21 protein-coding genes are annotated in these 15,365 nt (G+C 37.6%); 17 read left to right on the top strand and 4 right to left on the bottom strand.

Annotated elements, in window-relative coordinates; all coding sequences use genetic code 11:
- The first annotated feature begins 8 nt into the window (after positions 1-8).
- The 12 genes from rplO to KQI83_RS07115 all read left to right on the top strand — a co-directional run bounded on the left by rplO (position 9) and on the right by KQI83_RS07115 (position 7,950).
- Positions 9-449, top strand: a complete 441-nt coding sequence (gene rplO, locus KQI83_RS07170) for a 50S ribosomal protein L15 (RefSeq protein ID WP_075721574.1) — start codon at positions 9-11, stop codon at positions 447-449.
- The gene (gene secY / locus KQI83_RS07165) at positions 449-1,768 is read left to right on the top strand and encodes a preprotein translocase subunit SecY (RefSeq protein ID WP_216556052.1); all 1,320 of its coding nucleotides are present in this window, start codon (positions 449-451) and stop codon (positions 1,766-1,768) included. The genes rplO and secY overlap by 1 nt, the downstream gene beginning before the upstream one ends.
- Before the next feature lie 79 nt (positions 1,769-1,847).
- Positions 1,848-2,492: an adenylate kinase gene (locus KQI83_RS07160; protein ID WP_216556050.1), complete on the top strand. Its 645-nt coding sequence runs from the start codon at positions 1,848-1,850 to the stop codon at positions 2,490-2,492.
- A 3-nt stretch (positions 2,493-2,495) separates the two neighbouring features.
- Positions 2,496-3,299 (top strand): type I methionyl aminopeptidase, encoded by an 804-nt coding sequence (gene map, locus KQI83_RS07155; RefSeq protein WP_216556047.1) that lies wholly within the window; start codon positions 2,496-2,498, stop codon positions 3,297-3,299.
- A gap of 127 nt (positions 3,300-3,426) precedes the next feature.
- Complete coding sequence (locus KQI83_RS07150) at positions 3,427-3,690, top strand: hypothetical protein (protein WP_216556044.1); 264 nt, start codon at positions 3,427-3,429, stop codon at positions 3,688-3,690.
- Positions 3,691-3,692: 2 nt separating this feature from the next.
- A complete protein-coding gene (gene infA / locus KQI83_RS07145) occupies positions 3,693-3,911 on the top strand; it encodes a translation initiation factor IF-1 (RefSeq protein ID WP_016213352.1) in 219 nt (72 codons plus the stop codon).
- Positions 3,912-4,054: 143 nt separating this feature from the next.
- Entirely contained in the window at positions 4,055-4,168 is a 114-nt protein-coding gene (rpmJ, locus tag KQI83_RS07140) for a 50S ribosomal protein L36 (protein ID WP_003022746.1), read from the top strand.
- A 480-nt stretch (positions 4,169-4,648) separates the two neighbouring features.
- Complete coding sequence (gene rpsM / locus KQI83_RS07135; RefSeq protein WP_216556041.1) at positions 4,649-5,017, top strand: 30S ribosomal protein S13; 369 nt, start codon at positions 4,649-4,651, stop codon at positions 5,015-5,017.
- Positions 5,018-5,199: 182 nt separating this feature from the next.
- Positions 5,200-5,595 (top strand): 30S ribosomal protein S11, encoded by a 396-nt coding sequence (gene rpsK / locus KQI83_RS07130; protein WP_216556038.1) that lies wholly within the window; start codon positions 5,200-5,202, stop codon positions 5,593-5,595.
- Positions 5,596-5,614: 19 nt separating this feature from the next.
- Positions 5,615-6,208, top strand: a complete 594-nt coding sequence (rpsD, locus tag KQI83_RS07125; RefSeq protein WP_216556035.1) for a 30S ribosomal protein S4 — start codon at positions 5,615-5,617, stop codon at positions 6,206-6,208.
- A gap of 41 nt (positions 6,209-6,249) precedes the next feature.
- Positions 6,250-7,209: a DNA-directed RNA polymerase subunit alpha gene (locus tag KQI83_RS07120; protein WP_216556031.1), complete on the top strand. Its 960-nt coding sequence runs from the start codon at positions 6,250-6,252 to the stop codon at positions 7,207-7,209.
- A 204-nt stretch (positions 7,210-7,413) separates the two neighbouring features.
- On the top strand, positions 7,414-7,950 hold the full coding sequence (locus tag KQI83_RS07115) for a bL17 family ribosomal protein (protein WP_216556028.1): 537 nt from the start codon (positions 7,414-7,416) through the stop codon (positions 7,948-7,950).
- 77 nt (positions 7,951-8,027) lie between these two features.
- Here KQI83_RS07115 and KQI83_RS17195 read toward each other — a convergent pair whose 3' ends face one another.
- Entirely contained in the window at positions 8,028-8,189 is a 162-nt protein-coding gene (locus KQI83_RS17195) for a helix-turn-helix domain-containing protein (protein WP_253295542.1), read from the bottom strand.
- Between the two features lie 271 nt (positions 8,190-8,460).
- On the opposite strand from KQI83_RS17195, the gene KQI83_RS07105 reads away from it, so the two are divergent.
- From KQI83_RS07105 to KQI83_RS07090, 4 genes are all read left to right on the top strand, one after another.
- Entirely contained in the window at positions 8,461-8,916 is a 456-nt protein-coding gene (locus tag KQI83_RS07105; protein ID WP_216556023.1) for a zinc-ribbon domain-containing protein, read from the top strand.
- 33 nt (positions 8,917-8,949) lie between these two features.
- Positions 8,950-9,480 carry a hypothetical protein gene (locus KQI83_RS07100; protein ID WP_216556020.1) on the top strand — a complete coding sequence of 177 codons (531 nt, stop codon included), beginning with the start codon at positions 8,950-8,952 and terminating at the stop codon, positions 9,478-9,480.
- A gap of 199 nt (positions 9,481-9,679) precedes the next feature.
- Positions 9,680-9,832, top strand: a complete 153-nt coding sequence (locus KQI83_RS07095) for a hypothetical protein (RefSeq protein WP_216556017.1) — start codon at positions 9,680-9,682, stop codon at positions 9,830-9,832.
- The gene (locus KQI83_RS07090; RefSeq protein ID WP_216556014.1) at positions 9,829-11,898 is read left to right on the top strand and encodes an RNA polymerase sigma factor; all 2,070 of its coding nucleotides are present in this window, start codon (positions 9,829-9,831) and stop codon (positions 11,896-11,898) included. The genes KQI83_RS07095 and KQI83_RS07090 overlap by 4 nt, the downstream gene beginning before the upstream one ends.
- A gap of 64 nt (positions 11,899-11,962) precedes the next feature.
- Here KQI83_RS07090 and KQI83_RS07085 read toward each other — a convergent pair whose 3' ends face one another.
- Complete coding sequence (locus KQI83_RS07085) at positions 11,963-12,157, bottom strand: hypothetical protein (RefSeq protein ID WP_216556011.1); 195 nt, start codon at positions 12,155-12,157, stop codon at positions 11,963-11,965.
- Between the two features lie 185 nt (positions 12,158-12,342).
- Here KQI83_RS07085 and KQI83_RS07080 point away from each other — a divergent pair, with 185 nt between their 5' ends.
- On the top strand, positions 12,343-13,158 hold the full coding sequence (locus tag KQI83_RS07080) for a hypothetical protein (protein WP_216556009.1): 816 nt from the start codon (positions 12,343-12,345) through the stop codon (positions 13,156-13,158).
- A 92-nt stretch (positions 13,159-13,250) separates the two neighbouring features.
- Here KQI83_RS07080 and KQI83_RS07075 read toward each other — a convergent pair whose 3' ends face one another.
- Both KQI83_RS07075 and KQI83_RS07070 read right to left on the bottom strand, forming a co-directional pair.
- A complete protein-coding gene (locus tag KQI83_RS07075) occupies positions 13,251-14,666 on the bottom strand; it encodes a sensor histidine kinase (protein ID WP_216556006.1) in 1,416 nt (471 codons plus the stop codon).
- The gene (locus KQI83_RS07070; RefSeq protein WP_216556004.1) at positions 14,667-15,365 is read right to left on the bottom strand and encodes a response regulator transcription factor; all 699 of its coding nucleotides are present in this window, start codon (positions 15,363-15,365) and stop codon (positions 14,667-14,669) included.

The following is a 15,365-nucleotide window of genomic DNA, read 5'->3' as shown; positions in this document are numbered from 1 at the left end:
GTGTCAGAATGGACTTATCAAATTTACAGCCAGCAGAAGGTTCAAAACACAGTGATAATTTCAGAAGAGGACGTGGACACGGTTCAGGAAATGGTAAGACCGCAGGTAAAGGACACAAGGGACAGAAAGCTCGTTCCGGAGCACCAAGACCTGGTTTCGAAGGTGGTCAGATGCCATTATACAGAAGATTACCTAAGAGAGGATTTAAGAACAGAAATTCTAAGACAATCGTTGGAATTAATGTATCCGCTTTAGAAGTATTCGATAACGATGCAGTTGTAACAGTAGAAACATTACTGGAGCAAGGAATCGTTAAAAATCCAAGAGATGGCGTTAAGATTCTTGGAAACGGTGAACTTACAAAGAAACTCACTGTACAGGTAAATGCCTTCAGCGCAGGCGCTAAAGAAAAGATTGAGGCTCTGGGCGGAAAAGCAGAGGTGATCTAATGCTGGAGACATTCCGTAACGCATTTAAAATAAAGGACATTAGGAATCGTATTTTTTATACATTAGCAATGTTAGTTGTCATCAGACTGGGGTCTCAGTTACCCCTGCCTGGTGTCAACAGTGAAGTAATTGCTAACTGGTTTGCAAACCAGGGAGTAGATGCACTGAACTTTTTTGATGCTATTACAGGTGGTTCATTTGAGCAGATGTCAGTATTTGCACTGAACATTACACCGTACATTACATCTTCCATTATTATTCAGCTTCTTACCATTGCTATTCCAAAGTTGGAAGAAATGCAAAGGGATGGCGAAGATGGAAGAAAGAAAATGACCAAGATTACACGTTATGTAACGGTTGCACTTGCGGTAATCCAGTCAGTAGCTATGGCAATTGGATTTGGTCGTAGCGGATATCTGGAAAAGTTTGATGCATTAAATGTAATTATGATGGTTACTTCCTTAACAGCTGGTTCCGCAGCGCTTATGTGGATTGGCGAAAGAATTACGGAAAAAGGTGTTGGAAACGGTATTTCTATTGTATTGACAATTAACATTTTATCCCGTATGCCAGACGATTTGATGACTTTGTATACAAAGTTCATTGCAAATGCAGCAAATGTTGGTAATGCAATTATTGCAACGGTTGTTATTATTGCAGTTATTTTAGTAACAGTTGTTTTCGTTGTATTTCTTCAGGATGGACAACGAAAGATACCGGTTCAGTATAGTAAGAAAATTCAGGGAAGAAAACAGGTTGGTGGTCAGACCAGCTACATTCCTTTGAAAGTAAATACAGCTGGTGTTATTCCAATTATTTTTGCACAGTCCATTATGCAGATGCCAGTATTGATTGCTACCATTTTGGGTAAAGGTCAGGGAACAGGAGTCGGAAGCAAGATTCTTCATGGATTATCTCAGTCTTACTGGTGTAATCCAAAACAACCAGTTTATAGCTGGGGATTACTGTTGTATATTGTATTAGTAATTGCATTCGCATATTTCTATACATCAATTACCTTTAATCCACTTGAAATTGCAAACAATATGAAACGCCAGGGAGGATTTATTCCGGGTATCAGACCAGGAAAGCCAACCAGCGATTATTTAACAAAGATATTGAATTATATCATTTTTGTAGGAGCAGTCGGACTTATGATTGTAGCAATTATTCCAATTTTCTTTAATGGAGTATTTGATGCAAGCGTATCGTTCGGTGGAACATCTATTATCATTATTGTTGGTGTTATTATTGAAACATTAAAACAAATTGAGTCACAGATGTTAGTTCGCTATTACAAAGGATTTTTGAATGACTAGTATGTGTACCAGGGAGGTGCTAAGTGCATCTCCCACGGTGCACTAAAGTTGTTTTTAAGAGAATTATGGAGGAATCGTTATGAAAGTTATTATGTTGGGAGCACCGGGAGCAGGAAAAGGAACTCAGGCAAAACAAATTGCAGATAAGTATAGCATCCCACATATTTCCACAGGAGATATTTTTAGAGCAAATATTAAAAATGGAACTGAATTGGGAAAGAAAGCAAAGACATTTATGGATCAGGGCTTGTTAGTTCCAGATGAGTTAGTAGTTGAATTGGTAGCAGACAGAATACAACAGGATGACTGTAAAAACGGTTTTGTACTGGATGGTTTCCCAAGAACTATTCCACAGGCAGAAGCTTTGGATGCAGCACTTGAGAAAATAAATGAAAAAATGGATTATGCCATTGATGTAGATGTACCAGACGAAAACATTATTACAAGAATGTCTGGAAGACGTGCCTGCTTAAATTGCGGAGCTACTTATCACATTGTTTCTATTCCAACAAAAGTAGAAGGAATTTGTGATCGTTGTGGAAGCCCAGTAGTATTAAGAGACGATGATAAGCCGGAAACAGTAAAGAAACGTTTGGAAGTATATCATGAGCAGACACAGCCGTTGATTGATTATTATAAGAAGAAAGATATCTTGAAAACTGTAAATGGTGTTCAACCGATGGAAGATGTATTCAAAGCCATCGTGGAAATTTTAGGAGCGTAAAACATGTCAGTATCAATAAAATCTGCCAGAGAAATTGAATTAATGCGTGCCGCAGGAAAAATTCTGGCAAAGGTTCACGAAAATCTTGGGAAAGAATTGAAACCGGGAATGTCTACCTGGGAAATCGATAAGCTGGGAGAGGAAATGATTCGCAGTTTTGGATGTATTCCTTCCTTTAAAAACTATAATGGATATCCAGCAGCAATATGTGTATCTGTAAACAACGAAGTGGTACATGGAATTCCGACCAAAAAGCATTTGATTCACGAAGGTGATATTGTAAGCTTAGATGCCGGTGTTATTTATAAAGGTTACCATTCTGATGCAGCAAGAACCCACGGTGTAGGAGAGATTTCGAAGGAAGCAGCACTATTAATAGAAAGAACACGGCAGAGTTTTTTTGAAGGCATTAAATACGCAAAAGATGGAAATCATTTGCACGAGATTTCAAATGCAATTGGCGCCTATGCAGAAAGTTTTGGCTATGGAGTAGTTCGAGAATTAGTAGGACATGGAATCGGAACTCATCTTCACGAAGATCCGCAGATACCAAACTTTGCTCAAAAGAGTAGAGGAGTACGTCTGAAATCGGGGATGACCCTTGCAGTTGAACCAATGATAAATGCAGGACGTCCAGATGTGGAATGGTTAAGTGATGATTGGACAGTTGTAACAGAGGATGGTTCCTTATCAGCGCATTATGAAAATACAATTTTAATCACTGATGGAGAACCGGAGATTTTAACTCTTACAGAGACCGAAAGCAACTTAGGGATTGGTGAGCCGAAAGGCGAAGACAGAGCTTAGTGCGAGGCCGTTCTTTACGCTTAGAGAAAGCAAGCCTGAAAGGCGTAGCTTGAGCTCATGATAATTGAACTACTAATGTTCAATTATATAGCAAAAAGAACTTTCATATAAAGAGGAAGGAACGTAGATGAATATCAATCTAGCAATATCAAAATCCGGTCACGATAAGGACAACATTTATGTAATTATAAAAGAAGAAGCCGATATGTATTATCTGGCAGACGGGAAGTACAAACTTCTGGAAAAGCCAAAGAAAAAGAACAAAAAGCATATTCAGATTATAAAAAAGCTTCCGAAAGAAGTTACAGAGGTGTTTACTGGAAAAGATAATTTTCGGAACGAAGAAATAAAAAGAGCCATTAAGCTTTATTGCAAATTAGGAGGAAGATAAGAATGTCAAAAGCAGATGTAATCGAAGTAGAAGGAACAGTTGTAGAAAAATTACCAAATGCAATGTTCCAGGTAGAACTTGAAAATGGTCATCAGATTCTTGCACATATTAGTGGAAAATTAAGAATGAATTTTATTCGTATATTGCCTGGTGACAAAGTAACCATTGAGATGTCCCCATATGATTTGACAAAAGGAAGAATCATTTGGCGTGATAAATAAAAAGTTGAAAAAAGCCCCAAAATTGCTTGCTTTTTCAAGTGTCCGATGATATAATGTTATTCGGACACTTTTGGAGTAGACCCTTGAAAATGCGGAAAACCCGTAAAACAGGGGCTTTTACAATTGGGAAAGGAGGAATTGCTGTGAAGGTAAGATCATCAGTAAAGCCTATTTGCGAAAAATGCAAAGTCATCAAAAGAAAGGGAAGCATCAGAATTATCTGTGAAAACCCAAAACACAAACAGAGACAGGGTTAGGTCGGAAACACTTAATGAACGCAAGCTTATGAGCGAAGCGTGAATTTAGTGTGAGACCGTTCTGTGAGATTAGCGAAAGCAAGACCGTTTATAGGGCGTAGCTTGAGGTTAGCGAACAGAACTTCCTTGTGAAAAAGTTCTTATCTAACGAAAGTTAGTAAATAGAACTTCCCTATTTGTTTGAATTATTTATGTGCGGCTGTAGTGAAACACCCGGAAGGGTTGCTCACTATTCATAATAACCGGTATATGCCACCGGGTTCCCCTTTTTTGATACCGAGGAAAGCGGAATACAAGGTATAAACAGAATATTTTGACACAAGGCAAAGATATACACACATTTCAGGACGAGCAACCGTAGCTGTATATGTTTGTTTTTCGTGTATTAGGCGGATTATGTTGCAGATTTGCCACAATGCTACCGGTATGCAGTGCATACCAAATAACATTTTTAGAAATTAATGGAGGTGTACAACACACATGGCTCGTATCGCAGGTGTAGATTTACCAAGAGAAAAACGTGTTGAGATTGGATTAACTTATATTTACGGTATTGGTAGAGTTAGTGCTACCCGTATCTTAGAAGCAGCAAACGTTAATCCTGATACTCGTGTTAGAGATTTAACTGATGAAGAAGTAAAGAGAATCAGTGCAGTAATCGATGAATCCCAGACAGTAGAAGGTGATTTAAGAAGAGAAATCGCTATGAACATCAAGAGATTACAGGAAATCGGATGTTATCGTGGAATTCGTCATAGAAAAGGACTTCCAGTTCGTGGTCAGAAGACAAAGACTAATGCAAGAACCAGAAAAGGTCCAAAGAGAACAGTAGCAAACAAGAAAAAATAGGCATTGAACACTTAATGAGGGCAGGCTGACAGTCGTAGCCCGAGGATAGTGGGAAAGCCGTTCTGTGAGATTAGCGAGAGCAAGCCCCTTTTTAAGGTGTAGCTTGAGGTTAGCGAACAGAACTTCCTTAAATGGTAACAAGTAAATTATAGAAAAGAATGAGAAAGTAGGTTAGTTTAGATATGGCTAAAAACACTGCAAAAAAAGTGACAAAACGTCGTGTGAAGAAAAACGTTGAACGCGGACAGGCGCACATTCAGTCATCTTTTAACAATACAATTGTAACTATTACAGATGCTGAAGGAAATGCTTTATCATGGGCAAGTGCAGGCGGTCTTGGTTTTAGAGGTTCAAAGAAATCTACTCCATATGCTGCACAGATGGCAGCAGAAACTGCTACAAAGGCAGCTCTTATACATGGTTTAAAAACAGTAGACGTAATGGTAAAAGGACCTGGTTCAGGAAGAGAAGCAGCAATTCGTGCACTTCAGGCATGCGGTCTTGAAGTAACAAGTATTAAAGATGTTACTCCAGTACCTCATAACGGATGTCGTCCACCAAAACGTAGAAGAGTCTAATTAGGAGGTATAGGTTAAGATGGCAGTAAATAGAGTTCCAGTTCTTAAGAGATGTAGATCTCTTGGTTTAGATCCAATTTATTTAGGAATAGATAAAAAGTCCAACAGACAGTTAAAGAGAGCAAATAAGAAAGTATCTGAGTATGGACTTCAGTTAAGAGAAAAACAGAAAGCAAAATTCATTTATGGTGTATTGGAAAAACCTTTCCATAACTATTATTTGAAAGCAGACAGAATGAAAGGTATGACTGGTGAAAACCTCATGATCATTCTGGAAAGCAGATTAGATAATGTAATCTTCAGATTAGGTTTCGCAAGAACTAGAAAAGAAGCTAGACAGATTGTTGACCATAAGCATGTTTTAGTAAACGGAAAACAGGTAAACATTCCTTCTTACTTAGTAAAAGCTGGAGATACAATTGAAATCAAAGAAAAATGCAAAGGATCTCAGAGATATAAAGATATCTTAGAGGTAACTGCTGGAAGATTAGTTCCGGATTGGTTAGACGTTGATCAGGAAAACTTGAAAGGCGCTGTAAAAGAATTACCAAGCAGAGAAGTTATTGACGTTCCAGTAGACGAAATGCTTATCGTCGAGTTGTATTCTAAATAATAATTAATGAGCAACGATACCCGAAAAGGAGGGACTTTGTAGTGTTCGATTTTGAAAAACCAAAAATTGAAATTGCTGAGATTTCAGAAGACAAAAAGTACGGCCGATTTGTTGTGGAACCGTTAGAGAGAGGTTATGGTACTACCCTTGGTAATTCTTTAAGAAGAATTATGCTTTCTTCTTTGCCGGGAGCAGCAGTCAGCCAGGTAAAAATCGATGGTGTATTGCATGAATTCAGTTCAATTCCAGGTGTTAAGGAAGATGTAACGGAAATTATCATGAACATCAAGAATCTGGCATTAAAAAACACCAGCTCAACAAACGAGTCTAAAGTTGCTTACATCGAATTTGAAGGCGAAGGCGTAGTAACAGCAGCGGATATTCAGGTTGATCCGGATATCCAGGTATTGAATCCAGACTTGGTAATTGCTCACTTAAACGGTGGTGCTGATTCCAGATTATATATGGAATTAACCATTACCAAGGGAAGAGGATACGTTAGCGCTGACAAGAATAAGAGTGAAGATGTACCTATCGGAGTAATTGCAGTTGATTCTATTTACACTCCAGTAGAGCGTGTAAACCTGTCAATTGAAAACACTCGTGTAGGTCAGATTACAGACTATGATAAACTTACTTTAGATGTTTATACAAATGGTACTTTAGAGCCTGATGAAGCAGTAAGTTTAGCAGCAAAAGTTTTAAGTGAGCATTTGAATCTGTTCATTGATTTATCCGAGAATGCAAGAACAGCAGAAGTCATGATTGAAAAAGAAGACAATGCAAAAGAAAAAGTTCTTGAGATGAATATTGATGAACTTGAGTTATCCGTTCGTTCTTACAACTGCTTGAAGAGAGCAGGTATCAACACTGTTGAAGAATTGACAAATAGAACACCGGAAGACATGATGAAGGTTCGTAACCTTGGACGTAAGTCTTTAGAAGAAGTATTAGCAAAATTAAAAGAATTAGGACTTCAGCTAAACCCAGGTGAAGAATAAAAGTAGATTTGTAGAATCTATAACAGTGATGGAATGAATAGAGTTCCATCACGTTCCTGGTTCGTACTCATATACAGCGAGGTTTGTAAGACCAAAAGGCGAAGCCACGTTAGATTCATGAGTGGCACACAAACAAGTATATAATATTTGGTGAGTAAGACCAAAAGGCATCGTCAGATATTCCACAAATGGAGGATTATTAAAATGGCAAAGTATAGAAAATTAGGTAGAACTTCTGATCAGAGAAAAGCTTTAATCAGAAACCAGGTAACAGCATTATTAAATAATGGAAGAATTGTTACAACAGAAGCAAAAGCAAAAGAAATCCGTAAAGTAGCAGAAGGATTAATCGCTTTAGCTGTAAAAGAAAAAGATAACTTTGAAGAGGTTACTGTAACTGCTAAAGTTGCCCGCAAGGACAAAGATGGCAAGAGAGTAAAAGAAGTTGTAGATGGTAAGAAAGTTACTGTTTACGATGAAGTAGAGAAGAAAGTCAAAAAAGACCTTCCTTCCCGTTTACATGCTAGACGTCAGATGAATAAAGTGCTTTACACTGTAAAATCTGTACCAACTGAAAACGCTGGAAAGAAAAAGAACACCAAGACAGTAGACGTTGCAACCAAGTTATTTGACGAAATTGCTCCAAAATATGCAGATCGTAACGGTGGATACACCAGAATCGTTAAAATTGGTCAGCGTAAAGGTGACGGTGCTTTAGAAGTTCTTCTTGAGTTAGTATAAGAGAATCGGAAAAAGTAAAAATATAAGAGCCACTGCAAAAGGTATTTGAAATGTATCTTTTGTGGTGGCTCTTTTTTCTATGATTGTGGACGTTGATATTCGATAATATCAGACACGGTACAATCTAGAATAAAGCATAAGGTATCAAGTGTTTTCGTAGTAATAGCTTCTCCCTTTTTCATGCGGTAAAGCGTATTTGCGGAAAGTCCATGTTTAAATATTAGTTCGTATTCTGTCATATTCTTTTTGAAAAGAGTATCATAAAAGGGTTTATATGAAATCAAAATAGGCACCTCGCTTTTGTTTCTAATAAAAAGATAACATACTTAATTTGTTGACTATACTTAAAATATTGAGTATAATAAAGGAAAGTATACAAGAAATATACATTCAATAAGGAATAAGAAAAAAATTTATAAAATTTAAAAAAATATAAAACTTTTTTGAAATTGCTCTTGTCTTAGTAGTGAAAGCAAAAAAATAAAAACAAAAGAAAAGAGGTAAAATGTTATGTATTGTAAACAATGTGGAAAAGAAGTTATGGAGAACAGTGTGATTTGCCCTAATTGTGGAGCAAGGGTACAGGGAAAGAAAGCAGAAAGCAAAGGAATGAATTGGTTGATTTTAGTTGGTGCAGTACTTTCAGTAATTGGAACATTTATGCCAGCGATAACTTTCATGGGAGAATCTCTTGCTTTTATGAGTGAAACTACTCAAACAGAAGGTTTGGGAATACTGGTCTTGGCAATTATTGCAGGAGTACTTGGAGTTTTACCAAGAGCAAGAAAATTTAGCTTTATTCCGGCAGTAATAATGATAGGAGTTGTATGTGCTGATCTTTCACCGGCATTTGATTATGGTGCGCAGATAGGGATTGGAGCAATGTTGATTATATTAGGTGGTATTTTGGCTATTATTGGTTCAATCGTAGAGTTTACAAAGAAAAAGAAAAGTCCGTTAGCATAAAAAGAAAAAGGTACATATAACGGAGGACCGTTAATGGTAAAAACAGTGATAGTAAATGATAGTGGTAAGCTGGCAGAGGTAGTACAATTTGAAGTTCCAACAGAAAATTTTGATTTGAAACAGGCAATTTATGAGGCATGTTTGGAGTATTGCAAAACAGAAGAGGGATGGGAGAAATATTCAGCAGCAAAAATATTTGATGTAAATTCCTTTTTAAGATATGTACCCAATGCTATTTGTGAAAAATATCGGTTTTATCAGATTCAGAAGCCAGAGGTTTGCATGGTAATAGAAAAGAGTCATCCAATATTGACCAAGCATGATATGGAAGAATCACAATGTTTTCAAATTGAAAATGTGAAAGAGTATGAAGTTTGTCAGCTTACAGCGTGGTTTGCTCGAATGTGGGGAGTAATGGAGACGTTAGGAGACTTACCTCAGCAGGATTTTGAAAATATGATAAACAGCTTGATTTCCTGGGCGGAGGAGTTCCTCAAAAAGGGGGAACAAGATCCCATATTATTTTTTCAACAAAAAATAAAAGTGAGTGAAAACGAAAGCTAATTGTGATGTGACCGGGGATATTCCGAAATGGAATACACCCGGTTTTATAATGAAGAAGATTTTCTAAGAGATATTGTAATAATGTAATAATATAAGAAATGATTGACTGCATAGAAAGTAAAAAATATAATAAAATTAGTATTAAAATAAAACTTTTTACCGGTTCCGTTTGTCTTAGTAGTAGGATGGAGGCGGTAAGATGCGAAATATTGGTTGGATACAGTGGATTATCCGAGTAATAAAAAGAGATATGGAACAATATGAAGAAGACGTAGGAGTCAAACAAGAAGTATACAGAACAGTAAAACGTAAGAGTAAGTACAATAAAAGGAAGAAAGGGAAAGAGCTATGAATTATACGGAAGCAGTAAGGTTAGTGAAGCAAGGGGATGAAAACGGATTTAATTTTTTGTATGAAGAGACTTACAAAAGTAAATATTATCTTGCCTTGAAGTATATGCAAAATGAGGAAGCGGCAAAGGATGTGTTACAGGATGCATATATTCAGGCATTTCGTAAGTTAGATACATTGGAAAATCCGGAAAAGTTTGCGTCATGGTTAGGAATCATTGTTGCGAATATGGCAAAGAATGCGTTGCAGAAGAAAAATCCAATGCTTTTTTCTGAAATCGTAGGAGAGCAGGAAGAGGAAGAATTTGAATATCAGATAGAAGATGAGAGTATAGAAAATCAGCCGGAAATTGCATATTCACAGCGTGAGACACAGGAGCTTGTGCATGAGCTGATTGATTCACTGTCAGAAGAACAAAGAATGTGTATTTTAATGTTTCATATAGAAGGACAGAGTATCAGTGAAATAGCGGAAAGTTTGGGATGTTCTGAAAATACAGTAAAATCAAGATTAAATTATGGAAGAAAGAACATTAAGGGAAAAGCAGAAGAACTGCAAAAGAAAGGATACAAGCTTTATGGCATGGCACCGGTACCATTCTTGTTATATCTGCTTAAATCAGAGGAACATGCATTGGCAGCACAGGGCGTGTTGGAAACAGCAGGAAAGGCTATGGCAAGTAATATTGCAGACAAAGTGGCAGCATCTGGAGCTCAATCAACAGGGGCAAATGCCGGAACAGCAAGTGCAGGAACAGCAGGTGCGGGAACTAATGCGGGAGGCAATGTAGGAACAAAAATGGCTGCGGAAGCAGTAAAGAAAGGATTTATACATACCCTTGCAGGAAAACTTACAGTGGCAGGTGTTGTTTGTCTGGTAGCTGCCGGAACAACAGCAGTGGTGATGAATAGTCAAAAGAGTGATAAGGGTTCAGAACAAAATGCAGTAGTAGAGGAAAAGTCTCATACAAAAGAAAAAGATAATAAAGAAGTTTCGCCAGAAGAAACAAAAACGGAAGAAATAGAAACAGAAAAAGCAGTTACAGATGATCAATATCCGCAACTTTTAGAAGGGGAACTTACAAAAGAACAGTTCCAATTTGCATTAGCTTATGGTCCGGACAGTATGAAAAATGGAAACATATCAAAGAAGGCGATAAGTGATTTGGTATTTCGTATAGCTACAGATGGGGAACGGAATCAGATTGGAATTGCGAAAACCGGAACAAATGGAAGGGGAAGTGATTTGTATAATCTGTCAGAGGTAAATAATTTTATATCTGTGTTCACAGCTCATCCATTTGAAGAGAAGGACAACGACAGTATGCAACGACAAAAAGTAGTGGGAGACCAGTTAGAAATTGTGATAGCAGAACCAGCTGATAGTCAATATGCAGAAATTTTAAATGCAACACTTAAAGGAGACAAGCTGACGGTTAATTATCAGGTTGAAAATGTAAGAATTGATGAGGAAACAGGGGAAGATGTAAGTACGGTAGCGAATAGAGTCGCAGTATTGCAAAAGACGGAAACCGGAAAATACAGGGTAATGGATGTTATTAATGAGGCAAAAGATGCAGCCAGAAAAGAAGCCTACAAAGCTGCATTGGAAAATATTTATGTAAACCATGTATTCCCGAATGGAACAACATGTAATTATCGTGATGCGCAAGATTTAGCGGAAAGTCAATTTACCATATTGGATATTGACGGCGATGGAGAAGAGGAACTGATTATCCGATATGTTTCAGGTCCAATGGCAGGCATGAGAGAAGTGATATATAGTTTTTCCGGTGGAGATGTTTTAATGGAAGAATTTTCGGAATTCCCACCACTGGTATATTATGATAACGGATTTATAAGAGCAGACGCTTCTCATAATCAGGGGGATGATACAGATGGATGGCCATATGTAATGTATCAGTATATGGGAGAAAGTGATTCCTATAAAGAAGTAGGTAGTGGCGTATCTGGCGATGGAAGCATAGAATCCTATGTTGGAACAGGAAAAGAAATGGATGTTCCATTCTTAAACTTAACAGAAGAGAACATTCAGAGTATTCAGTAGGATAAAGGTTGAAACCCATGGAAATGAATCCATGGGTTTTACCAACAGAAAAAATGGTGTTGATTCAAAAAAATTTTTCCGAAGATAACTGACTTATAATTTCCTGCATTTCTTCTTTGGATTTAGCATCTCTTGCACGATTTAAAATTTCTTCTTTTTCTGATTCGGTCATATTAGAAAAATGATTCATTGCATTTACATTCATTGCAAGTCCCATTGTAAAGCCGATAGGGAGTCCTCCGGTATTATAGATGTCCATAAGTTCAACCTCTTTTCTTTTTTATTTAGTATTTCAGGAGAAAAAGAAAAAATACATATAATTTGTGGGAATATAGTACTGTTAATATTTTTCCGAAAAACTCCGATGAATATATTGTATAGTATAATTTGAATAAGGATGCATGGAAGCATCTGAAATGGGAGTTTCAAGGAGGAATTATAGTTATGAGAGTATCCACATATACGGCAAGTGGATTGGTAACGGGAAATTTGCCATCCATGTCGGTGTCGACAAATAGTTTAAGTAGTACCAGCAAAATAACACGGAGGACAACAGGGAGCAATAAAAACCAGAAAAAGCAGTTGAATTATAATCCGAAGGAAATGTCAGCAGCAATTTTACGGGCGAAAAAATCACAAAGTGCCGGAAGAGTACTAACCCAGGCAAAAAGCAAACTTAGTAATCTGATGAAATGTAAGGCAAGCGGGCAGTACAATGATGCGGAAGTCAATGTTGCAATTGCACATGCAAAAAAAATGGTTCAGTGTGCCCAAATGAAAACGCAAAACCTGCGTCAGGAGGAACGGGCAAAAAAGAAGTTTGAGAATGAGGCAAAGGCGGATTTGCGTCAGGAGAAGAATGAAGAAAAGGCGCGGGCAGCCAGAAAAGAGCGGGCGCAGGAGCAGAAAAGCGGACTGGCACGCATGCAGCGGATTCAAAAGCAAAAGAGCCAAAAAAGAGAATTAGTAAGAAAAAAGAAATTTCATCGTAGCGAGGAACAAAGTAAGGTAAATGAAGCAGACTTTAATTATTTGAAGCAACAGCTACGAAATTTACGAAATCCATATAGCTCCAGCGGGGGAGCTTCCACAGGAGTAACCTTAGATTTAAGTGCAGAAGCAGCACAGTTGACGGATGCTCAGATTGAACAACAGGCACAGCAGATTGCAAATGAAATGAATGCAGATACAACAGCTGAGGGTGGTTCGATTTCTCAAGAGGCAGCGGTAGCAACAGGAGGAATAAATATTGTAGTGTAGTTTGTAGGATAAGTAGTGTGTATCTTCTTGCAAGCACAGCATTTTCAACGCTACTCGCGTAGACTATAAAAAGAACGGATAGAGGTATAACTCTATTCGTTCTTTTCTTCTGCAAGAGGAAGCGTGAAGATAAACTCGGTACCAACACCTTCCGTACTGATTACGTTAATATTTTCATTGTGTGCGGAAATAATTTCTTTTACAATGGCAAGACCAAGACCGGTTCCCTTTTTATCTTTTCCACGGGAAAGATCGGTTTTGTAAAAGCGTTCCCAAATCTTTTTGATACTGTCTTTTGGAATACCAATTCCGGTATCTTTTACAGAGACAAAGACTTTTTCGTTTTTCTCTGTTGTTTCAATGGTGATAGAAGAATCAGCATGACTAAACTTGATAGCATTGTCAATTAAGTTGTAAAGCACCTGTTGAATCTTACTCATATCGGCAGAAACAAACAGTGTTTGACCGGTTAGAATGAGTTCAAAAGAAATTTTCTTTTGCGTACAAGTACCTTCAAAGGACTGTACTACCATTTTAATGGTATTGTTGATATCGAATCGGGAAATGTCTAACATGGTTCCCTTTTTTCCGTATTTATTTAATTCCAGCATACCCTGCGTCAATTTGTTGAGTCGCTCGGTTTCAAAAAGAATGATGTTTAAGTATTTATCCTGCATCTCATAAGGAATTGTACCGTCCATAATGGCTTCGATATATCCTTTAATAGAAGTCAAAGGAGAGCGAAAATCATGAGATACATTGGCGATAAACTTACGCTGGTCTTCTTCTAAGGTGGAAAGCTCCGTTGCCATAAAGTTTAGAGAAGCGGCAAGATAGCCGATTTCATCATTCTTGTGAATATTAATCTGTTTTGAAAAATCACCGGTAGCATATTCTTTTGCTGCTTCTGTAATTTTTCGAATGGGGATGTATACCGTATAGGTAAACAATCCAAGAACCACAAAGGCGCATAGGAAGATAATGGCAAGTGTCATATAAGAAATATTTAATATGCCATTATTAAACGAGGTAAGTTGTGCAACAGGCTGATGAATCAAAACGTATCCTTGGACTTTGTAGTTGATGGTAATAGGGGAAAACACCGTTAATACATCTTCCGAATATAGATTATAAAAATCGCCTACCAAGTAGTATTTGGTACCAAAGGAAGTAATGTCAAAGTCCTTAATTGGAGTATCGGAAGGTGTAGTAGATGCGGAATCAATTAAAATTTTCCCTTTCGTATCTACTACCCATACGTCTGCATTGAGATAAGTGGCAATGGCAGATATCTGAGACTGTACATCTTCAAGGGTTTTTGTCTGTCGATAATAGCTGGTTGCATAATTAGAAGCAATCAGGTTAGATTCCCGGTATAAGTTTTCCGCAGCTTTTGTTTCTATGTAATTCATACTGTGATGGGAAGTAAATGTGGCTATGGTAATGAATCCCAAAATACCAAAAGCCACATAACCCAGTAAAAGTTTTAAATATAATGTACGTTTCAACTATTTCACCTCAAACTTGTAACCAATGCCCCAAACGGTAGCCAAACTCCAGGATTTGTGGTCTTTGATTTTTTCACGAAGACGCTTTACATGCACGTCTACGGTACGGGTATCACCAATGTATTCGTAGCCCCAGATGTGATCTAAAAGCTGTTCACGGGTAAATACCTGATTTGGAGAAGAAGCCAGAAAATATAATAATTCCAGTTCTTTCGGTGGCATATCCACAGGTTTTCCATAGTAAAGGACAGAATAGTTGGTCTGGTTGATAATAAGGTCGGGATATTCCACACACTTAATATCAGAGGCGGGTGCTTCAGGCTTGGATGGCTGATAACGGCGTAATACCGCTTTTACACGAGCAACTAATTCTTTGGAATCAAAAGGCTTCATAATATAATCATCAGCACCTAATTCCAATCCTAAGACTTTATCAAAGATTTCTCCCTTTGCGGAAAGCATGATAATCGGAACGTTGGACTTGGTACGGATTTCACGACATACCTGATAACCGTCAATACCCGGAAGCATCAAATCCAGTAGAATGAGGTTGGGTTGATATTGTTCGTATACAGCAAGTGCTTCCTCTCCGTCATTGACCATACGAGTGTCATAACACTCCTTGGTCAGATAGAGAGAAATCAGTTCTGCAATATTTACATCATCGTCTACGATAAGAATTTTCTGTTTTGCTACCAT

Origin of the sequence: Roseburia sp. MSJ-14 (assembly GCF_018918225.1) — a bacterium.
In the GTDB taxonomy this organism is placed as follows: Bacteria; Bacillota; Clostridia; order Lachnospirales; family Lachnospiraceae; genus Petralouisia.
Note: the sequence above shows the minus strand (reverse complement) of the source record. Positions and strands in the feature narration are given on the sequence as shown.